The following is a 20,289-nucleotide window of genomic DNA, read 5'->3' as shown; positions in this document are numbered from 1 at the left end:
AAAGAGCATATTTTTATGATTATTTTGATGTCATATTCCTGCTTTCCTATTTAAATTTGTAGCATGTCTGAAACGCCTACATATCGAAAAATTATTCATATAGACATGGATGCTTTTTATGCCTCAGTAGAGCAGATGGATAATCCTGCTTTACGAGGAAAGCCGGTAGCTGTTGGTGGATCAGAGAATCGTGGAGTAGTTTCGGCAGCAAGTTATGAAGCTCGGAAATTTGGTGTTCGAAGTGCTATAAGTGGTGTTTTGGCCAAAAAGTATTGTCCGGAAATTATTTTTGTACGCCCGCGATTTGATCGGTACAAAGAGATTTCGGCCAAAATTCACAAAATTTTTTATGAATACACAGATTTGGTTGAGCCACTTTCGCTTGACGAAGCTTATCTTGATGTAACACATAATAAAAAAGGAAATCCAAGTGCGGGATTGTTAGCGCAGGAAATTAGATTAAGAATTTTAAAGGAAGTTGGACTTACGGCATCTGCAGGAATTTCGGTCAATAAATTTGTAGCAAAAATAGCTTCGGATATCAATAAACCAAACGGTCAGAAAACGGTAAATCCCGATGAAATATTAGCCTTTTTAGAAGAGTTACCAATTAGAAAGTTTTATGGTGTTGGAAAAGTAACCACAGAGAAAATGTATCAGCTGGGAATTTTTACAGGAAGTGATCTTAAAAGTAAATCCGAAGAATTTCTGGAGAAGCATTTTGGGAAGTCGGGAAGTTTTTACTACAAAGTTGTTCGAGGAATTCATAATAGTGAAGTAAAGTCAAATCGAATTACCAAGTCAGTTGCTGCAGAACATACTTTTGATGTTAATTTATCATCTGAAATTTTTATGTTGGAGCAATTAGAAAAGATTGCAATTTCATTAGAAAAACGATTGAAAAAACATCAAATATCTGGAAAAACTGTCACGCTTAAAATTAAATATAGTGACTTTACACAACAAACACGAAGCAAAACGTTACCCTATTTTATTTCAGATAAAAGTTTGATCCTCGAAACTGTTGAAGAATTATTGTATCAGGAACGCATGAAAGATTCTGTTCGATTGCTAGGAATCTCTTTGAGTAATTTAAATACGGAAGAAAAGAAAGCAGTTGTTGTACAGCTAAAGTTTTCGTTTTAATGTCAGACAGTTACGATTTTATCACAAGATTTATGTTTTTGTGATGAATTTTCTTTCTACCTTTGAAAGGGAAGATTTAATAATTTTGAATTCGTCATCATGAAAACTAACAAATCTGAGGAGTCTTTATCTCGAAATTCAGTTCCTATTTTGGCATGGGATTTTCATTGCGAACACGTAAGAGAATTGAAAGCTGCTTTTGCTGATTTACAAAAAGTTAAAAAGATTTCGACTCAATTTACCTGGAATGATGAAAGCCTTAAAATTGAAGAACGAATAAAAGAAGAAGTTATTCTGGTCACTGATTTAGATTTAAAAATAGTTTTTGCTTCAAACGGAATCAAAAAAATGACTGGTTACAAAGAAGAAGAAGTTCTTGGAAAAACACCAAAAATGTTTCAGGGTCCCACAACTTCTAAAACGACTATTAAAGAAATAAACGAAGCAATAAAACTACAGATCCCTTTTGAAAAAACAATTGAAAACTACAAAAAAGACGGTAGAACTTATAAATGTAAAATCAATAGTACTCCCGTTTTTAATTTAAAGGGCAAACTAACACATTTTATAGCTTTTGAAAAAGAAGTTTTAAGTGCTTAATTACAAACGCGAAGAAAACATAAGAAATGAAAAAACCGCCCAAAAGGCGGTTTTAATATAAAAAAACTTAGAGCCTTAGCTCCTCAGTATCTTAGTGTCTAAAAAATTATAAATTTTCAAAAAAGTCATTTCCTTTATCGTCCGTAATGATGAAAGCAGGGAAATCTTTAACAGTAATTTTTCGGACAGCTTCCATTCCTAATTCTTCAAAATCAACAACTTCAACTTTTAAGATGTTGTCTTGCGCAAGGATTGCAGCAGGTCCTCCAATGGAACCCAAATAGAATCCGCCATATTTATTACATGCATCAGTAACTTGTTTCGTACGGTTTCCTTTGGCTAACATAATCATACTTCCACCGTGTTTCTGGAATTCATCTACATAAACGTCCATACGACCCGCAGTTGTTGGTCCAAAACTTCCTGAGGCCATACCTTCTGGAGTTTTTGCCGGACCAGCATAATAAACTGGGTGATTTTTAAAATATTCTGGCATTGGCTTTCCAGCTTCAAGTAATTCTTTGATTTTTGCGTGAGCAATATCACGAGCAACAATTACGGTTCCGTTTAATTTTAAACGTGTTTTTATTGGGTACTGAGTCAATTTAGCGAGAATATCAGCCATTGGCATATTCAAATCAATCTCAACAGGAGCTTCTAAATGTGGAGCTGTTTCTGGTAAAAATTGTTTTGGGTTTACCTCTAGTTGCTCAACGAAGATTCCGTCTTTAGTAATTTTTCCTTTAATATTTCTATCAGCAGAACATGAAACACCTAATCCAACCGGACAAGAAGCTGCATGACGTGGCAAACGAATAACGCGGACATCATGCGTGAAATATTTTCCGCCAAATTGAGCACCAATAGCACTTTCCTGACATATTTTCTGAACTTTTTCTTCCCATTCTAAATCACGGAAAGCCTGACCAGCCATATTTCCGGTAGTTGGTAAATGGTCGTAATAACCAGCCGAAGCTTTTTTAACCGCACTTAAATTTGCTTCTGCAGAAGTTCCACCAATTACTAATGCTAAGTGATATGGAGGACAAGCAGAAGTTCCTAAATCTTTAATTTTTGCGCGAATGAATGCATCCATAGATTTATCATTCAATAAAGATTTTGTTTGTTGATACAAGTAGGTTTTATTGGCAGATCCACCACCTTTTGCCATAAATAAAAACTCGTAAGAAGTTCCTTTTTTAGCATAAATATCAATTTGTGCCGGAAGATTAGAACCTGAGTTTTTTTCTTCAAACATCGAAATTGGAACAATCTGAGAATAACGTAAGTTACGTTTTTGGTACGTGTTGAAAATTCCTCTGCTCAACCATTCTGCATCATCAACACCAGTAAAAATACTTTCACCTTTTTTTGCCATTACAATTGCAGTTCCGGTATCCTGACAACTTGGTAATTGTCCTTCGGCAGCTACAGATGCATTTTGAAGTAAATTGTAAGCCACAAAACGATCATTATCTGTCGCTTCGGGATCGTCAAGAATTTTTCTTAATTTTTGCAAATGAGTCGTTCTCAACATGAACGAAACATCTGTTAAAGCTTCTTCAGCTAATAATTCTAAACCTTTTGGATCAACAGTTAAAACTTCACGTTCTCCAAATTGTTCTACTTTCACAAAATCAGAAGTAATTTTGCGGTACTGCGTATCATCCTTTAAAATAGGATAAGGGTCTTGGTATATAAAATCAATCATTGCTTTGTTTTTTACAAAGTTAGAAATTATTTACCTAAGAAAGAATTTGAATTAGGGGTGTTTTTGGTTAACAAATGCAGATTTAGAAATTTAGCGTAGAAGAAAAATGTTTTACATTTCTTTTATCGTAAATATTATTTGATTGGGAGGATTCGTAAATCTTTTCCACATTTGAAATAATAAAAAACAAACTATTGCACCGCCAATAAGTAAAATTCCTTTGTCTCCAAGGGTACCAACAATGCGATCAAATAGCTTAGCTTTATTAGTGGTAGATTTTGTTGCAGTTCCATTGGCAATTGCTAAGGCTTCATAGTAAGAAAAGGTAGTTATAGCAATGGTTATAACTAACTTCAAAAGGTGATTGGATATTGCTTTGAAAGGTTCCAATGTTTCATGCTCTTTTTCTAAACCAAGTTCATTTTCCAGAGTATTAAAAAATCGTTGATAATCATTTGGATTAGTAAATGAAAATTTACAATGGTTTGTAGTTCCAAAAGAAGCTTTGTACGAAATGGTAACATTGTCGTCGTTCTCTTCTTTTTTTATTCCCTCGATCAAACCATAACGTATTTCGCTCTTTGTAGCTAAAGTGAATGTTTTATCCCAAGAATTTTCAAAATCTTCGGCTGAATTCAAATTAGAACTTGAAAATTTGAAAGATTCATCATCAAAATATAAAGTAGACATTTTGTGTCCATTAATAGAGAAAATTTCATTTGCCATAAAAAAGCGCTTTATTATTTTTCAATTAAGATATTGGGTACAATTTTATTAAAAAAACCAAGTTGCCACAAAAATGGCAGTAATTACACAAATTACATCTACCAAAAGCATTGTTCCTAAAGCGTAGCGAGTATTTTTTATATTAACAGAACCAAAGTAAACTGCAATAACATAAAAAGTACTTTCGGCACTACATTGAAAAATACTGCTCAATCTTCCTGTCAAAGAATCTGCGCCAAAGGTATTCATAGAATCAATCAAAAATCCTCTTGATCCAGCAGAACTAAAAGGTCTAAGCATAGCAACCGGAAGTGCATCGGTAATTTGTTTGTTTACTCCCATATTCGAAAAAACAAAGGCAATACCATCACTAATAATTTCAAATAAACCACTGTTTCTAAATAATGAAATAGCAACTAACATTCCTAAAACATATGGAAAAATAGTAACTCCCGTTTTAACTCCATTATTTGCGCCAACTACAAAAGCATCAAAAACAGTAGTGTCAGCATCTGTAAATTTCTTTTCGTGTATAAATGAAAAAACAAGTGTTGAAACAATAATTCCAATTAAAATTAATCCCGAAAGATTAGAGGTGAAATAGTTTTTACCGATCAAATCTAAATGGTTCACATACATCAATAAACCTACAATAGCGGCAATTAATACCATTAAGGCAATAACTAAAGAAGCACTTTTGAAATTGATCTTTTGTTTGATACCAACAATTAAGAAAGCTGCAATTGTACCAATAAACGAAGTGATGATACATGGCAACATAACATCGGCAGGATTGCTTGCGTTTGCGGCAGCACGATAACCAATAATAGATGTTGCAATTAAAGTTAAACCAGAAGCATGCAGACACATAAACATAATTTGTGCATCACTTGCTTTGTCTTTTTCGGGGTTTATTTCTTGTAAACTTTCCATGGCTTTAAGACCAAACGGTGTCGCGGCAGAATCTAAGCCTAAAAAATTGGCAGCAAAGTTTAAGGTCATATAAGAGATCGAAGGATGGTTTTTTGGAATACTAGGAAACACTTTTACAAAAACCGGACTTAAGACTTTTGCCAGTTTTCCTGATACTCCAGAGATAATTAAAAGTTCCATTAATCCACAGAAAAATGCCAAATATGCGATAAGAGGTAAAATTAAGTCGAGTAAAGTAGTTTTACAAGTTGGCAATAAACCATCTGATTTTTGAACGCCGCTGTAAATTTTTACGGTTTTATTTTTATAAACATACGTTGTATCAGGATTAAGCGTATCGCGATTTATAATCATAGTTTGATCAGGAGCTTTCTTGATACTATCTTTAATGAAAGCAGGAAGTTGCTCTGCATATTTCTCCGAAACAAGAATTGGATCATCCTTTTTTCCATTCAAAACATAATCAATAGTATAAGTATTGGCAGTAAATAAACTGATCATTATAAAGATAATCGACGAAATAAAAATAGTTAACCAAAATCTACTTAATACCATAACACTGTTTTTTTTGTAAATGTAATTATTTAACCATAAAATGCATAAAGATTTTAGAGGCGAAACGAGAAGAATTTATTAGAAATGATACTGTTTTAGTGAAAATTTACTTTATTCGATAATAATTTTGGTTTCCAAATAATTTTCGAAACCTTTAATACCCTCAAACAGAATCGCTTTTTTATGATTTTCGGTTTCATGAAAAAACTGAGTTTCTATTTTGGCGTGATCTTTTTTGATTGTTCTTTTCCAGGTTCCAATAACTTTACTGTTTTCGAGAATAATGGGTTTGAAAATTCCGTTATTAGTAAAAGCTTTCGATTGATGCTCTTCTAAAATTGATGCTTCTCTGGTTTTGTATGAAATTAAAATTTCATCAAAAGCAGGAAGAAAATGTACGCTTTCTCGGAAGTTATTTTCATAAACTAATTCATTTCCAAACCAAAAAGTTTGATTGTCAATTTCGAGAGAATTCAATCGCAACTTAATTGCATTAATAGCTTGTTTGCAAATTGTTGGCGAAAAACCAGACCACCACGAAAAGTCAAGAAGCGTCGCTGGGCCGTGACTTTCAAAGTATCTTTGGGCTAGTTTAGCAAGAGCTTCTTCTTTCGTTAATTTGGCTTTCGGCTTAAGGACTCTTTCTTCAAGTAAAGAATAAGTTATTTGTTTACCCTTCATTATTCCGTTACAAACCAAACCATCTAATTCTGCATTCATCATAATTGCCGCACTCAAAAAATCAGCATTGGAAGTTTTTTTGATGTCAAGCTCCTGCATGATTTCATCACGAGTCAAATGATTACTTCCTACTAATAGTTTTTCAATTTTCGAGTTTGTTTCATTGAGTTTTTTGTCGTCGTAACCATATTTTTTTGCCGCCGAAGCAGTAAATCGTTTCACTTGCGGTGCCGAAACATCCAACATCCAATAAATATCGTCTGACGAAACAAAATGCCAGGTTGGTCGTAGAATATGTGTTCTAATAATTTGTGCCGAATTTATTGCTGCTTCGATTTCCTTTGCAGAAGAATCGCAACGAGAACCAATCGCCCATTTTGCCATTGCATAATCCTGAGCCTGCATGGCGCCAAGATGCTTTACAATTTCTTGTGGAGAATTTTGGCTTGTTTTATATAGTTTTTGAGAAACAAGACGATGATGTGATATTTCCTGATGTGTCATTCTTTAAAATATTTAAACCATATAAGTTCATTTAATTCTTTGTACCTGTGAAACTTCGCACCTTTGTCCGTTCCTCCTAAACATGAATAATTTCGTCGTCAATTAATAAATCTTCTCGGCGTAAACGCAAGAAAACCTGAGCAACGGCAATCGTATCTTTTTCGCAATACGTTACAATTCTATCAATGTCTTTCTCTACATAAAAAACGTGTCCAACCTGACTGCCGTCAATATCACCTTTTGGAGATGGAATCCCGAGAATTTTGGTAAGCAGTTTTAAAGAGGTAAAGTGTTTGTAATCGCCAAATTTCCACAATTCGAGCGTGTCTAAATGTGCAACTTCCCAAGGTTTTTTACCAAATAAATTTAGCTTGTCCGGAATTGCGATTTGGTTGATAATCATTCTTCGAGCCATAAACGGAATATCAAATTCTTTTGCGTTATGTCCGCACAAAAGATGTTGCGGCTGATTAAAGTGATTGTTTATTAAATTATTAAAGTCTCGCAGAATCTTCTTTTCATCGCCAAAAAACGATGTTACGCGAAAATTTCGAATATCACCTTTGATCGTAAAATACCCAACCGAAATGCATACAATTTTTCCAAACTCAGCCCAAATTCCGGCGCGGTCGTAAAATTCTTCTGGAGTAAAATCATCTTTTCGCTGATATTGGGTTTTATGATCCCAAAGCGATTGCATTTCAGCATCAAGCGAATTAAAGTTTTCTTCTTCTGGGACAGTTTCTATATCAAGAAACAAAATGTTGTTGAGATTTATTTTTTCAATCATTTTTTAGACGTCTTAGATTATTGGACTTCTTAGATTTATAAAAGTACAAAAAATCGACAATTGTATAAGAATTAACTTATTTTTTAAAACAAACTTTGTTGAGTAGATGGGTTTTCGTGTTCGAGTAACCATTTTTTGCGAGATAAGCCACCGGCATAACCCGTTAATGAGCCATTTTTACCAATAACGCGATGACAGGGAACTACAATCCATAACGGATTTTTACCATTTGCAGATGCAACGGCACGAATTGCTTTTACATCGCCTAGTTTTTTGGTTTGATCCATATAACTTACCGTTTTTCCGTACGGAATGTCTAATAAAGATTTCCATACTTTTTGCTGAAATTCGGTTCCTTTTGGGTTAAGTTTTAAGTCAAAATCTGTTCTTTTTCCTTCAAAATATTCTTGTAGTTGAAGAACTGCTTCTTTTAAAACTGCTGGAATTATCATCGAAACTTCATTTGTACCAACATCTGAAACAGAAATTACCGAAATACCATCTTGATCGCCAATAATCTTGGTGATTCCTAATGGTGAATTGATGTATACTGTTTCCATAGTTTTGATTTTAAAGCTATTGAGGTTTTTTAAACCAAATCAGTGATATAAGTAATTTAAGTTTTTTGTATTCCGTTTAGCAATTTTCAACCTGAGCAGAGTCGAAGGTTTTTGAAAATGGAAAGGCTTTAGACTTCGCTCAACCTGACATTATAACTTAATAATTTTCCAGTTTAAATTGATAGTTTAAAGTGGTTTCAATTTTTTCGCTTGAAATTGTTTTCTTTATATTTGATTTTTGAGCACTGAATTTGGGTAACGGAAAATTCATTTCAGTTGCTTTTTGTGTATAATATTCTTCGCGAGTTGGATGAAAAGGCGCGACGGCATTAAAAACTTCGTTCCATTTTGATTGATCGATGATTTCTTCGATTATTCTAATGCAGTCAATTTGATGAATTAAATTTACTAGTGAATCAGGGTTTTCTAAGTTTTCTTTTCCAGCGAGAAACTTTACGGGATGACGATCTTCGCCAATTAATCCGCCAAAGCGCAAAATTGTGGTTTCGAAGTTTTGATTTTTCTGTAAAATAGCTTCTGCCAAAAGTAATTGTTTGCCGCTTTCGGTTTCAGGATTTGGAATTGTTTCTTCGATAATGATATTATTTTCATTTCCATAAACCGCAGTTGAACTCACAAAGAGTACTTTTTTTACGGTTGATTTCTCAATTGATGGAATTAAAGTTTCGATTTTCTCTACAAAAATCTTTCTGAATGAATTGCTTGAATCAGAATTAATTCCTCGCAATTTCGGCGGAATGTCGATAATTAAAATTTCGCTTTTATCTAGAAAATCATCTATACTTTCTGAAACACTTTCGCTTTCAAGAGCAACTAAAAATGGATTAATTCCGGCATTTTCTAAAATCGAAATCTTACTTTCAGAAGTTGTTGATCCGTTTATTAAATGTCCATTTTTAATTAAATTTTTTGCCAAAGGATAACCTAGCCAACCACATCCTAAAATACTAATTTGTTTCATTCTTATTTTTACGGCGTTTTAATAACTGGTTTCAGGCTGTCTTTTACAATGGCAATGCTATCTTTTACAACAGTTGTAGGTGCAATAGTAGTTACTGGTGCTGTATATCTTTTTATTTTTTGCTGAATTACTACGGCATCATTTAAAACAAATGGCGTTGGCATCATCCAATCGCTTCTAGGTTTTACTTTTAGTAACGGATTTGTCATTAAATCGAAAGAACTTTCTAATAAATCCATGTCAAAAACAGATGATTTATGGATGTAAAATTCCATTACTAGCGGTTCGTTTCCAACAACGTAATAGCGTAAAATTTCCATACCTTCTCGTTCTAAGCGGTTTCCTTTTTGTCCGGAAGTCGAAACTCCATTGGCTTTGAAATTAAAGAAAGTCATTTTTGGATTGGCATATATGTCGTAACGATTTACCTTTCTATTTGGTGTGATTTTTATTTTTAAATATCTATTGTTACCTACAACACTGTCTTTTACAAAAGCTATAGTTGGTTTAGGAATCTCTACAACAGGCGCAATTGCGCTGTATGTAAAACCAGAGTTGTATTTGCTTGACATTGGCAAGGCATTTAAACCTACCGCTTTTTGATTTTTTTCTCCTAGGTATGATTTAGTCCAATCGTCTAAATTTACGTCATAAGTCGTCCAGACAGCTGAGTTTGTGTTGGCATTGTAAACGTATAATAAACTGTTTGATTTTGCTTTTCCATGTTCGTATCCTGAGTGATAACCAGCGTATACAAAAAAGCCAATTGAAACAGCAAAAAAGACCATTGTCCAAACGCCTTTTTTAATAAATGAACCAAATATTGGCAATAACAACCCAAAAAGTAAAACGGTAAGAATCGCGCTTCCAAAAAGAATTTTTAAACCAAGACCAATAGGGAACATAACTATAAAAGGGGCAACAATTACAAGTGCCGGAATAGTAAATAGTAAGTTTACACCTAAGCTATAATGTTGAGTAAGAACAAATATTCCAAACAATAATATTCCAAAATAAACAGGAATTATCAAGAAACCTGCCCCGGTTAGACTATTTGCTAAAAATGCATTAATTATTATCCAAAGTAACAATGGCGCTACAAAATGGTTCATTGTTGTTTTTGCTTCTGAGAAATGATGATAGAAAGCAAAACAAATCGCGATACTTAAAGTTACAAAAGCGCCAATGTAAGCATGACCATTATAGGTAAATCCGTTTAATAGATCAGAATATTGAGGATAAGCTTGTAAAAGAATTTTCCATCCTAAAAAGGTTACTAAACCTGAAATTACAATAGATCCTAATAATGGAACAAATCCTTTAAAGATCTCTCTAAAAGTAATAACACGTTTGGCTTTGCCTATAAAAATAAAAAGAATTAAAAGGCCTAAAGCAATTATTGTCATTGGTATTACCCATGAAAAAGGGTAATTAATGAATGTGAAAGGAGCAGTAAAATAAACATTATCTTCAGTTGAATTTGTGGCATTCAAATTTGTATTGGATAAATATTTTAATAACGGCATCAAATAAGTTCCCTGATGTGCAAGCGTAGTTTTATTTAAATGCTGAACATCATCTTGTTGAGTATGATAATTGTAATGTCCGTCTATAAAAGCAAAGTTATATCCCTGAATGTTTCCTTGTTGTCTAAAAACAGTTAGATCTGTATCGTTTGGAAGCATTTTGTAAATGCTGTACATTAATGAATTTGAAACTGGATATGTTGCTTTGGCATTTGCGAATTCTTTTACCAGCGCTTCGTTTCCTTTGTTGGTTTCCATCAACATATAACTTGGTCCTGATGAGCCTCTTGCTTCAAAATTTAAAACCAAACCTACGTCTTTCGCCCATGGATGTTGATTTACAAAAAGTGCAGCACCATTTAGTCCTAATTCTTCGGCATCAGAGAAAAGAATAATAATATCGTTTTTATGAGGTTGCTTGGCATATAAAAAAGCGCGGATTCCTTCAAGAATCGTCGCTACTCCAGAAGCATCATCACTAGCACCTTTAGAAAAAGAATGTGGTGCACTGTCGTAATGTGAAAGCAGTAAAAGTGCTTTTGTATTATTGGTACCTTTTATACGGGCTAAAATATTTTTAGATTTTACCAAAAGACCTTTGTCATTAAGCGTGAAACCTTCTTGAACAGAAGCCTCAAGTCCAATTCGGTTAAGCTCAAGTTTTAGATAATTAGCCACTAACTCGTGATTCATTGAACCAACATAATGAGGTTTTTGAGCAATAATTTCTACTTGATTTAAGGCTCTTTCTGTAGAGAAATCAGCAAGAGCTTCATCATTTTTTGAAATTATTTGTGGCATCATAGTGGCATAGACAATACCCAAAATGGCTAATATGCATACAACGGCTAGAATCGAGGTCTGGTTTTTTTTCATGGCAATTAAATACTAAATTTCTTTTTTAACAAGCATAAAATAATCGTTGTCCAAAGATCGATATCCTTGATCGTACAAGAAATAATAGGTATTTCCTGTTTTGGTTTGTAAAACATTGGTAAAGAAATCGAAATCGAAACCTTTGTTGATCATTTTATCCCGTGTTGCTTTTGATTTTCCATCGGAATTTAGTTCGGTCAAAATTCGGTAATTTTTTCGTAATTTGTTGTTTACATTGCGCATGAAATTGGTACTATCTTTATTTATTTTGTTATTGTAGGCATTTCGACAACTATCCGAACAAAATTTTTTGTCTTCTCGTCCAACAATTTTCTCTGAGCATTCGAGGCATGTTTTCATAAAACAGGTTTAATTTATAGTAAATCAGGTTTTTTGCTTTTTAAAAGGAGTTGATTGATTTCGTAAATTAGAATCTCAACTTCTTTAATATTACAATTGGTTAAAACAATATCCTTAAAACCATTTTCTGTATTAATTCTTAGTTCATCGGACTTTGAAGGAACATTTAAACCAAAAGTAACCTCAATAATTTTGTTTAAAAAAGACAAATGGCGTATTAATTCTACATGTGCAATACTTTCAATTTCAAATTTTCCATTATCTTTTTTATAATCGGTATTATGAACTATTAGATAGTCGTTTTCGACATAGATTTCAAATAAGGGATTTTTTCTAATTATTGTCATTATTGATTTTCAAATGATTTTATTGATCCGTTTTTTTAATTTCATATAAATCATGTCGTCTGTCTTTTAAAATTCTAACACTTCCATGTTCGTGAAGTTGTTTTAATAAATTCAAATCAACATCAACAATCAAAGTCATTTCTGTGTTTGGTGTCGCTTCGGCTTTTATACCATTACTCGGAAAAGCAAAATCTGATGGCGTAAATACTGATGCCTGCGCGTACTGAATATCCATATTATTTACTTTTGGTAAATTTCCAACACAACCTGCAATGGCAACATAACATTCGTTCTCGATTGCACGTGCTTGCGAACAATGTTTTACTCGTGTATAAGCGTTTTGCGTATCGGTTAAAAACGGCACAAATAAAATATTCATTCCTTCATTTGCTAAAATTCTGGAAAGCTCGGGGAATTCCACATCATAACAAATCAAAATTCCAATTTTACCACAATCAGTATCAAAAGTTTTAAATTGAGATCCACCTTTCATTCCCCAATGTTGTACTTCGTTTGGTGTAACATGTATTTTAGTATACATTTCTGAGGTTCCATCTCTTTTGCATAAAAAACCAACATTATACAAATTGCCATTATCTAAATATGGCATACTTCCAGTAATAATATTGATGTTGTATGAAATGGCAAACTCCTGAAAACGCTTTCTAATTGGGTCAGAATAACGGGCAAGTTCACGTATTGCTTCGGCTTCAGAAAGATGATTGTAATCTGCCATAAGCGGAGCGATGAAAAGTTCAGGAAATAATGCAAAATCGCATCCGTAACCGGAAACAACATCAATAAAAAATTCGGCTTGCTCAAAAAACTCTTCCAAATTACTCAAAGCACGCATTTGCCATTGTACAAGACCTAATCGAATAACACTTTTTTCGAGATTAATAAGTTTAGGACTTTCGTCGTAGTAAACGTTATTCCATTCTAGCAGAACAGCAAATTCTTTAGATTCTTCGTCGCCCTCTAAGTAATTTTTGATAATCCTTAGCACGTGAAAATCATTGCTTAGCTGAAAAGAGAGTACAGGATCGTGTAATTCTTTATGTTTTACTTTTTCTATGTAATTTTTGGGAGTCATTTTTTTGGCATACTGACCATAATTTGGAATTCTGCCAGCAAAAACAATTGCTTTTAAATTCAATTGTTCGCAAAGTTCTTTTCGGGCATCATATAAACGACGACCTAAACGTAAACCACGATAATTGGGATGAATAAAGACATCAATTCCGTATAAAATTTCAGCGTCTTTATTGTGGGTAGAAAAAGTGTAATCGCCAACAATCTGTTTGTAATTATGTCGTTTGTCTACTAATTTTTCATCGACAATCAACGATAAGGCAGATCCTACAACTTTTCCATCGGCTAGAATTACCAATTGACCTTCGGGAAAAATAGAAAGTAATCTTTTAATATCTTCTGGTTTCCAATATGAATTTGCCATTTCGGGATAGGATTCAACCATTGAATCTTTTAACTGCTTGTAGTCGTCAAATTCCAAATTTCGTAATTCAACTTTATTGATTTTCGTTTGCATATAGTAAGATTTATCTCAAATATACAAATTTAAAATCCATTTACAAACGCTTACAAATAATTACAACCGATAGTAAATAGTTGATAACCGATTATTTATTGATGTTCGTGAGATCTTTGCCTCGTTGAATTCGAATAATGAATTCTTTTATATGAACATTAAAATAGTATACGCCATGAATGCAATGAAAAACAGAGTACAACTTATTGGAAACGTAGGACAAGATCCTGAAATTAAAATTTTAGAAAGCGGAACAAAACTTGCACATTTATCGATCGCAACAAACGATTTTTACAAGAATGACAAAGGCGAGAAAGTGGAGCAAACAGAATGGCATCGGCTTACAGCCTGGGGGAAAACGGCTGAAATTATAGAAAAATTTGTCGTAAAAGGAAAAGAAATTGCCATTGACGGAAAATTGACTCACAGAAGTTATGACGATAAAAATGGTGAGAGAAGATATATAACCGAAGTTGTAGTCAATGAAATTTTGTTGTTGAAGTAGATATCCAAACCCGACAGTTTTTTAAAACCTGTCGGGTTTAGCTTTTGTGTGAAAAATTATAAAACAGAAGCACCATTAATATCTGTTGTAAGTACTTCACTCATATAGTCAAAAAAAGGTCTCATGTTTTTGAATGTTTCTAAGGCCTGTTCTAAAAAATTCGGACTCAATACTTCGTCATCTGTAAAACGTTTTATAACCAGAAATTGTTTGTAACGAAGCAAATCGATAGCTTCATGATTTACATCGAAACCTTTTGGTGCTGTTTTAAGTTGCTCACCTTGTAGAGTTCCAAAATTAGAGACAAAGGATTTTGAACTTAATATTTTTTGCATAGGTTCAGTATCATGAGCAAATTCGGTTCTTATGCGTTTTAAGTCTGCTGCATTTGGACCCCAAAAACCGCCGGCAAAAAAACTGTTTCCTGCTTCGATATGGAAGTAATAGCCGCCACGTCTTTCTTTCGTTGCTCGAGTATAGCTGCCTCCCCAAAAAGTTTTAAATGGAGTTTTATCTTTAGAAAATCGAATGTCGCGATAAATTCGATAAACACTTTTTTTGCCCGAAGCTGTTTCCAAAACGTCTGTTTTAGAAAGTTCATGAAGCAAAGCACCGGCAAAATTTTCAATATGATTAAGTTCTATTAAGTATTTTGGTTTATTGGTTTCGAACCAAGGTTTATTGTTGTTTTCTTTAAGCTGAGTCAAAAAATCAAGACTCGATTTGGGTACGATAGTGCTATTTTCCATAATTAATTTTTGAGGCTTTTAAAAATCAAAATCTGACTGCAATTTAAACAAAAAACCCACCAAATTTCTTGGTGGGTTTTGTATATATTAGTTAAGCAGTTTTTTTGAATAAATCGAACATAGGACAACGTGAGCAACGTTTCTTTTCACTTTTTTTATATTTCTCACAGCAAGAAGATTTACAGTTTTCCAACTTCTTAATGTTCTCAAGGATAGCTTTATTCTTTTTCTTTTTTTTATCCTTTTTCTTGTCTTTGTCTTTTTCTTTCTTGCTCAATTTTCCTCTGTATTATAAAACAGAGACAAATATAATTGAAAAATGTTATTTTTATATATTCTAAATAAACTTTAACTTTTTTTATTTTGGGTTAATCGCGATCGAACTTGTAACTGTTAGTTGCTGAATATCACGATCAAACAAGTAAAGTCCACCTTTATCGTCTCCAATTAAGTTAATTTTATCTAAAATAGATTTTGCCGTAGCTTCTTCTTCAATTTGTTCTGATACATACCATTGTAAGAAATTATGTGTTGCATAATCTTTTTCTGAAAAAGTAATGTGTACCAATTCATTAATAGATTCTGAAACAAAAATTTCATGGTTATAAAGCGCTTCAAACATTTCTTTAAAAGTAGAATACGATGTTTTAGGCGATTTTAGATCGGTAATCTGAGCGTGACCTCCGCGTTCGTTTACATACTTTACTAATTTTAGCATGTGTGCACGCTCTTCATCTGACTGTGTGTACATGAATTGTGCAATTCCTTCTAGTCCGTGTACTTCAGCCCAACAAGCCATAGAAAGATAAGTTTGCGAAGATTCTGCCTCTATACGGATTTGCTTGTTTAAAGCCGCTTCAATATTTTTTGATAACATAATGTGTGTCTTTTTTGTAAAGTTAGAAAAAATATTTCAGAACATTTTTTACAAAACCCTAAAACATATCACATTTGGATTAATTCTCAATAAATTTAAGCTTTTCAAATTTGGCTGGTTTTGAGAATTGAGACTTGTTCATGATCGGATTTCCATTGTCTTCTCGTATATATCCATCTGTAAATTTGCGTATAGTATATTGTTTAGAAACAGTATCATAATAACTCAATAGGTAGTAATCTTTTAGTTTCAGAATGTTTTGTAACGACACATTTTTATTCATACTAATAAAATAGTAAATGTTGTCAATTGCCAAAGGTTCCTGTTGTTGATTGCTTATAAATTCATAATTAGAATTTAACATTGCATCAAAAGAAACCATTCTGCTTTGAGAATATTGACCGTTTATTGAGTTTTCAAAATTGAATATAGCGTTGTAATCATGCGGAATAGGAGCGAAATCAGTAAAAAATTGTTCCATAAATCCGCCAAAGGTTACCAAATTGATGTTTTTATTTTTGAAAACAGAAACACCAACACTTAAGCCAGATAATTGTTTCAGGAATTTGCTGGTGGTTTTTATTTCCTGTGGTTTTTCGTTGTTTACTTGAATGAAAAAAGGTGAGTTTTTAAATTTGATAGTATCGGTTTTCGCGATCGAAATACTTTTAATTGCCTTTCCGGAATCATAATCTTTTATGTCAAACAAAAACTCGTCTTTGTTTGCTTTAACTTGAAATAACTTGTTTTCGCTATAAAAAGAATTCGAAGTTCTGGATGATTTTTTAGAAACAGGCTGTTCAAAATTTTTCTCAGAAATACTTGAGGTTTCTATATTTAGATCAAAAACTTGTGTTTTCTTTAAATTATAGTCGAAAGTTAAAAGAATATGATCGTTTAATACATACATTTTATTGATACTTGTGGCTTTGTCTAAAGGGTTAAAGGTATCTGAATCTATTTTTTGAATTGGTAAATATCGAAGCAGTGCATTAAAAGTTAAATTTTGTCCGTTTTCGTTTTGAAACTTAAAAGGAGAAAAATCAAACATTTTTATTTCGCATTTCCCATCGTTAAATTGGTAAAGAAGAAGATGTGCACTGTTTCTTTCTTTTCCCAGAATGTAGAAATTATTGTTTTTTTGAAACGTAGTTATAATATATTCGTTGTCTTCAGGAAGGTTAAAATTTAAAGCTTTAGAAGTTTTACTTTCAAGAAAGTATTTTACAATTTTAATGTTTCTAAAATTTGGTGAGCTCCAATATAATAGCGGATTGCCATCTTCGCTGAGACTATATCCGGATAGAATTCTTTTTTCCTGATTTTTTATTGTATCAGTAAATTGATTGGTAAGAAATAAAGACTTGTTGTATTTTAAAATATTGATCTTTTTATCATCTGCAGCAAAAATATAAATTTCATGCGTTTTGGTATCTTCAAAATTTAAAACCTGTCCGTCTTCTAACGGATTGATTAGATTTAAAGGGTAAGTGTTTAATACCGTTTGGCTTAACAGTATTGACTTAGAAGTTAAAAGCAAAAAAAATAGAAGTCTTTTCATGGATTATTATGCACAAATATTATTCCAAATTTAATGAAATAAGCTGTAGTAAAGTAGAATAGTAACTTAGAAGGGTAGAAGCATTAATTTTGTTTTAATAAAAAAGAGCCTTAAATAATTTTAAGGCTCTTAGTTTTTAATATTTTAAAGAATTTATTTTACTTTAAAAGTTACTCTTCTTGCTAATCTTCTAGCTTCTTCTGACTCCTTTTGGATAGAGGTATCAGCTCCAGCAGCAACAACATTTAATCTTGAAGATGCGATGCCTGCTTTTTCGAAAATAGTTTTAATATTATTAGCTCTTGCATTTGATAATTTCTCGTTGTATTCTGATTTACCAACTTGATCAGCATAACCAATGATATCAATAGCAGCTGATGGATTTTTTCTTAAATAAGTTAAAACAACATCAATTGCAGCAGTAGAGTTTTCTATTGGAGTAGATTTGTTAAAATCAAAATAAACGCTATAATATTTATCGTTGATCATATCTCTAACGATATCCTTATCAGTTACTGCAGGATTAATTACTGCTTTTTCTACAATTACCTCTTTTGTTGGAGGAGTATTGTTTACTTTATTTTGTAATTCTGCTATTTTGTTTTCTAATGCAGAAAGATCATTTTCTTGCGAAATAACAACCCAGTCAGCATGTTTTTGATTTTTACCTAAGTAAACTTGTAAACCTATTGTACCATTAAAAATAAGACCTGAAAAACCTCTGTTTTCAACATAAACACCATCAAAAGTATGATCTTGTGAGGCATTTAAGATGCTTGAGAAATCTCCAGTTAAAGCAATTCTGTCAGATAATTTTATTTGTCCGGTTACACCTGCAATAAAATTACCAGTCCAATCTTTCCCTTTAAAATTATTACTTGTTAAAGTACCAACACCAAAACCTGCATGTCCTAATAAGCCAAAAGTATTTGTCCAGGTTTCAAAGTTCATAATGCGGCCTAAGTTTGCAACTCCTTGTAAATCTAATCTTTGGTATTTTGAATCAAAACCAATAGAACCTTTTCCATTTTTGAAACTGTTGTATCCGTAATCAAGTTTCAAACCAAATTTGTTGTTTAACATATAACGAACTCCAATTTCGCCAACCCATGGGCTTGGAGTATCCGTAGAGTAACCAGCAGATAATGGTCGTTGAGGTTTAGTAAAACCTCCACCTAATTCTACAGACCATTTATTGTAGTTTGGTGAACTTTTTTCTGTTTGCGCATTTGCAAAAGTTAAAGACAAAGCAAACGCCAAAGTCATAACAATTTTTTTCATTGTAATTTGAGTTTTAAATTTTCCTCAAACAAACGATTAATTGTAAGAATTGTTCTCCAAAATAAGTCATAATTATAACATAATAGGGTATGTTTTTAATTGGACTATTTCATTATTTCCTGAAAGTAATCTACAAATTGCCCCACATGCAACCCATCCATTAATCCGTGATGAACATGAACAGACATTGAAATGGTTTTTTTACCAGCTTCTGAAGTGATCATTTTTCCAAATGAAATTTTTGGACAACTATCCGGAAACGTATAACTTCTTGCATGTGAAAGCGATGTGAAATTTAGCCACGGAATCGCAGAAAAATGAATTAGATTATCATTATCAAATGATCTTGTAAAAAGACCGGTTGTGTTTTGAATGCGTTCAATTTCGGTCAAAGCCGTTTGCTCGAATATTTTAAAATCTGGATTGTATTCAATTAATGAAAATCCAAAAGTGCCGTCTTCACGACCAATTGTAGCCGAGGCATCAATTTGATTGTTTATATAAATTTTACCGTCAGCAATTCGGTATTTAAAATTTTCGATCGCATTTACTGCAACTAATGTTTTGTGCAAATAGTAAATAAAAAAAGACGTTTTTAGTTCTTTTGCGGTTTTGTAAGCTTGTGTACAATCAATTTCTACCGTGACACCAAAAAAAGGCTCTTCCATTTTACAGAAATGTGCAAAATGTTCTTTTCTATTCCAGTTTTCTAAATCTAAAAGTGTTTTCATTATGATAAGTTCAGAAGTACTTCAGTAATTTTTTCGAACGAACTAAAATGTTCGTGTTCTATTTTGTGATTGATTTTTTCGTGTTCCCAAGTCGTATGAAACGGAATATGTACGGCATAGCCACCAATTCCTAAAACTGGTAGAACATCAGATTTTAATGAATTCCCGATCATTAAAAACTCGTGAGCTTTAATGTCTAAACGTCCCAAAAGTTTTTCGTAATCGATTTCCTGTTTGTCTGACATTACCTCGATATGATGAAAATAATGTCCCAAGCCGGAACGATGCAATTTACTGTGCTGATCTTTTAAATCGCCTTTTGTAGCAACAACCAATTTGTATTTTCCGTGTAGCGCTTGCAAAGTATCTTCGACACCGTCAAGAAGTTCGATTGGTTTTTCTAGTAATTCTTTTCCGTATTGAATAATCTTTTCGATAACTTCAATAGGAATTGTATTGTTCGAAATATTCATTGCAGCTTCTATCATCGAAAGTATATATCCTTTAATTCCGTATCCGTACAAAGGCAGATTTGCAATTTCGATTTTAAATAATTCTTGCGAAATGCCTTGATGCGAAAGATAATCTTCCATTAAAGTGCAAAATTTATGTTCAGTTTCCTGAAAGTATGGTTCGTTTACAAACAAAGTATCATCGGCATCAAATGCGATTACTTTTAAATTTGGTATTTTGCTTTTATGTAACATAATGTTTTTTGTTTCAAGTTTGTTTTAGTTTT

The 20,289-nt window shown here is 32.6% G+C and carries 21 protein-coding genes; 3 read left to right on the top strand and 18 right to left on the bottom strand.

The genetic code is table 11. The features are described from left to right. The first annotated feature begins 63 nt into the window (after positions 1-63). Together dinB and IW18_RS22010 are read left to right on the top strand one after the other, a co-directional pair. Positions 64-1,146: a DNA polymerase IV gene (gene dinB, locus IW18_RS22015; protein ID WP_041520361.1), complete on the top strand. Its 1,083-nt coding sequence runs from the start codon at positions 64-66 to the stop codon at positions 1,144-1,146. A 99-nt stretch (positions 1,147-1,245) separates the two neighbouring features. Continuing rightward, positions 1,246-1,746: a PAS domain-containing protein gene (locus tag IW18_RS22010; protein WP_041520360.1), complete on the top strand. Its 501-nt coding sequence runs from the start codon at positions 1,246-1,248 to the stop codon at positions 1,744-1,746. A 106-nt stretch (positions 1,747-1,852) separates the two neighbouring features. Here IW18_RS22010 and IW18_RS22005 read toward each other — a convergent pair whose 3' ends face one another. The 11 genes from IW18_RS22005 to IW18_RS21955 form a co-directional block, all read right to left on the bottom strand. Beyond that, a complete protein-coding gene (locus tag IW18_RS22005) occupies positions 1,853-3,457 on the bottom strand; it encodes a fumarate hydratase (RefSeq protein ID WP_041520359.1) in 1,605 nt (534 codons plus the stop codon). Positions 3,458-3,568: 111 nt separating this feature from the next. Further along, the gene (locus IW18_RS22000) at positions 3,569-4,183 is read right to left on the bottom strand and encodes a hypothetical protein (protein WP_041520358.1); all 615 of its coding nucleotides are present in this window, start codon (positions 4,181-4,183) and stop codon (positions 3,569-3,571) included. Between the two features lie 48 nt (positions 4,184-4,231). Then, entirely contained in the window at positions 4,232-5,671 is a 1,440-nt protein-coding gene (locus tag IW18_RS21995) for a nucleoside recognition domain-containing protein (RefSeq protein WP_041520357.1), read from the bottom strand. Between the two features lie 111 nt (positions 5,672-5,782). Next, positions 5,783-6,856: a winged helix DNA-binding domain-containing protein gene (locus IW18_RS21990; RefSeq protein ID WP_041520356.1), complete on the bottom strand. Its 1,074-nt coding sequence runs from the start codon at positions 6,854-6,856 to the stop codon at positions 5,783-5,785. A 76-nt stretch (positions 6,857-6,932) separates the two neighbouring features. Next, positions 6,933-7,646: a 3'-5' exonuclease gene (locus IW18_RS21985; RefSeq protein WP_041520355.1), complete on the bottom strand. Its 714-nt coding sequence runs from the start codon at positions 7,644-7,646 to the stop codon at positions 6,933-6,935. A gap of 83 nt (positions 7,647-7,729) precedes the next feature. Beyond that, complete coding sequence (locus tag IW18_RS21980) at positions 7,730-8,206, bottom strand: methylated-DNA--[protein]-cysteine S-methyltransferase (RefSeq protein ID WP_041520354.1); 477 nt, start codon at positions 8,204-8,206, stop codon at positions 7,730-7,732. 157 nt (positions 8,207-8,363) lie between these two features. Next, a complete protein-coding gene (locus tag IW18_RS21975; protein ID WP_041520353.1) occupies positions 8,364-9,188 on the bottom strand; it encodes an NAD-dependent epimerase/dehydratase family protein in 825 nt (274 codons plus the stop codon). Positions 9,189-9,196: 8 nt separating this feature from the next. Further along, on the bottom strand, positions 9,197-11,590 hold the full coding sequence (locus IW18_RS21970) for a M28 family peptidase (protein ID WP_041520352.1): 2,394 nt from the start codon (positions 11,588-11,590) through the stop codon (positions 9,197-9,199). A gap of 12 nt (positions 11,591-11,602) precedes the next feature. Further along, complete coding sequence (locus IW18_RS21965) at positions 11,603-11,950, bottom strand: hypothetical protein (protein ID WP_041520351.1); 348 nt, start codon at positions 11,948-11,950, stop codon at positions 11,603-11,605. 14 nt (positions 11,951-11,964) lie between these two features. Further along, positions 11,965-12,297 (bottom strand): hypothetical protein, encoded by a 333-nt coding sequence (locus IW18_RS21960; RefSeq protein WP_041520350.1) that lies wholly within the window; start codon positions 12,295-12,297, stop codon positions 11,965-11,967. Between the two features lie 19 nt (positions 12,298-12,316). Next, on the bottom strand, positions 12,317-13,846 hold the full coding sequence (locus IW18_RS21955; RefSeq protein WP_041520349.1) for a bifunctional GNAT family N-acetyltransferase/carbon-nitrogen hydrolase family protein: 1,530 nt from the start codon (positions 13,844-13,846) through the stop codon (positions 12,317-12,319). Positions 13,847-14,021: 175 nt separating this feature from the next. Here IW18_RS21955 and IW18_RS21950 point away from each other — a divergent pair, with 175 nt between their 5' ends. Next, positions 14,022-14,351 carry a single-stranded DNA-binding protein gene (locus IW18_RS21950; RefSeq protein ID WP_041520461.1) on the top strand — a complete coding sequence of 110 codons (330 nt, stop codon included), beginning with the start codon at positions 14,022-14,024 and terminating at the stop codon, positions 14,349-14,351. A gap of 56 nt (positions 14,352-14,407) precedes the next feature. On the opposite strand, the gene IW18_RS21945 is transcribed toward IW18_RS21950, so the two are convergent. The 7 genes from IW18_RS21945 to IW18_RS21915 form a co-directional block, all read right to left on the bottom strand. Then, entirely contained in the window at positions 14,408-15,100 is a 693-nt protein-coding gene (locus tag IW18_RS21945) for a DUF2461 domain-containing protein (RefSeq protein WP_041520348.1), read from the bottom strand. A gap of 91 nt (positions 15,101-15,191) precedes the next feature. Beyond that, on the bottom strand, positions 15,192-15,377 hold the full coding sequence (locus tag IW18_RS21940; RefSeq protein ID WP_026984196.1) for a hypothetical protein: 186 nt from the start codon (positions 15,375-15,377) through the stop codon (positions 15,192-15,194). Positions 15,378-15,458: 81 nt separating this feature from the next. Beyond that, positions 15,459-15,977 carry a ferritin gene (locus IW18_RS21935; protein ID WP_041520347.1) on the bottom strand — a complete coding sequence of 173 codons (519 nt, stop codon included), beginning with the start codon at positions 15,975-15,977 and terminating at the stop codon, positions 15,459-15,461. A gap of 79 nt (positions 15,978-16,056) precedes the next feature. Further along, on the bottom strand, positions 16,057-17,538 hold the full coding sequence (locus tag IW18_RS21930) for a hypothetical protein (protein ID WP_041520346.1): 1,482 nt from the start codon (positions 17,536-17,538) through the stop codon (positions 16,057-16,059). Positions 17,539-17,691: 153 nt separating this feature from the next. Then, positions 17,692-18,819 (bottom strand): OmpA family protein, encoded by a 1,128-nt coding sequence (locus IW18_RS21925; RefSeq protein WP_041520345.1) that lies wholly within the window; start codon positions 18,817-18,819, stop codon positions 17,692-17,694. 104 nt (positions 18,820-18,923) lie between these two features. Then, positions 18,924-19,550 (bottom strand): chloramphenicol acetyltransferase, encoded by a 627-nt coding sequence (locus tag IW18_RS21920; RefSeq protein ID WP_041520344.1) that lies wholly within the window; start codon positions 19,548-19,550, stop codon positions 18,924-18,926. Then, entirely contained in the window at positions 19,550-20,257 is a 708-nt protein-coding gene (locus IW18_RS21915) for an HAD family hydrolase (RefSeq protein ID WP_041520343.1), read from the bottom strand. The genes IW18_RS21920 and IW18_RS21915 overlap by 1 nt, the downstream gene beginning before the upstream one ends. Positions 20,258-20,289: the final 32 nt, after the last annotated feature.

Origin of the sequence: Flavobacterium hibernum (assembly GCF_000832125.1) — a bacterium.
GTDB classification, from domain to species: Bacteria; Bacteroidota; Bacteroidia; order Flavobacteriales; family Flavobacteriaceae; genus Flavobacterium; species Flavobacterium hibernum.
This window is presented reverse-complemented; position numbering and strand designations above follow the sequence as displayed.

Bases quoted from the DNA above. Each gene is read 5' to 3' on its own strand.
- IW18_RS22005 (WP_041520359.1), bottom strand. From the start codon at position 3,457: ATGATTGATTTTATATACCAAGACCCTTATCCTATTTTAAAGGATGAT.
- IW18_RS21965 (WP_041520351.1), bottom strand. From the start codon at position 11,950: ATGAAAACATGCCTCGAATGCTCAGAGAAAATTGTTGGACGAGAAGAC.
- IW18_RS21920 (WP_041520344.1), bottom strand. From the start codon at position 19,550: ATGAAAACACTTTTAGATTTAGAAAACTGGAATAGAAAAGAACATTTT.
- IW18_RS21995 (WP_041520357.1), bottom strand. From the start codon at position 5,671: ATGGTATTAAGTAGATTTTGGTTAACTATTTTTATTTCGTCGATTATC.
- IW18_RS21980 (WP_041520354.1), bottom strand. From the start codon at position 8,206: ATGGAAACAGTATACATCAATTCACCATTAGGAATCACCAAGATTATT.
- IW18_RS21970 (WP_041520352.1), bottom strand. From the start codon at position 11,590: ATGAAAAAAAACCAGACCTCGATTCTAGCCGTTGTATGCATATTAGCC.
- IW18_RS21960 (WP_041520350.1), bottom strand. From the start codon at position 12,297: ATGACAATAATTAGAAAAAATCCCTTATTTGAAATCTATGTCGAAAAC.
- IW18_RS21990 (WP_041520356.1), bottom strand. From the start codon at position 6,856: ATGACACATCAGGAAATATCACATCATCGTCTTGTTTCTCAAAAACTA.
- IW18_RS21925 (WP_041520345.1), bottom strand. From the start codon at position 18,819: ATGAAAAAAATTGTTATGACTTTGGCGTTTGCTTTGTCTTTAACTTTT.
- IW18_RS21935 (WP_041520347.1), bottom strand. From the start codon at position 15,977: ATGTTATCAAAAAATATTGAAGCGGCTTTAAACAAGCAAATCCGTATA.
- dinB (WP_041520361.1), top strand. From the start codon at position 64: ATGTCTGAAACGCCTACATATCGAAAAATTATTCATATAGACATGGAT.
- IW18_RS21985 (WP_041520355.1), bottom strand. From the start codon at position 7,646: ATGATTGAAAAAATAAATCTCAACAACATTTTGTTTCTTGATATAGAA.
- IW18_RS21945 (WP_041520348.1), bottom strand. From the start codon at position 15,100: ATGGAAAATAGCACTATCGTACCCAAATCGAGTCTTGATTTTTTGACT.
- IW18_RS21955 (WP_041520349.1), bottom strand. From the start codon at position 13,846: ATGCAAACGAAAATCAATAAAGTTGAATTACGAAATTTGGAATTTGAC.
- IW18_RS22000 (WP_041520358.1), bottom strand. From the start codon at position 4,183: ATGGCAAATGAAATTTTCTCTATTAATGGACACAAAATGTCTACTTTA.
- IW18_RS22010 (WP_041520360.1), top strand. From the start codon at position 1,246: ATGAAAACTAACAAATCTGAGGAGTCTTTATCTCGAAATTCAGTTCCT.
- IW18_RS21975 (WP_041520353.1), bottom strand. From the start codon at position 9,188: ATGAAACAAATTAGTATTTTAGGATGTGGTTGGCTAGGTTATCCTTTG.
- IW18_RS21950 (WP_041520461.1), top strand. From the start codon at position 14,022: ATGAATGCAATGAAAAACAGAGTACAACTTATTGGAAACGTAGGACAA.
- IW18_RS21930 (WP_041520346.1), bottom strand. From the start codon at position 17,538: ATGAAAAGACTTCTATTTTTTTTGCTTTTAACTTCTAAGTCAATACTG.
- IW18_RS21915 (WP_041520343.1), bottom strand. From the start codon at position 20,257: ATGTTACATAAAAGCAAAATACCAAATTTAAAAGTAATCGCATTTGAT.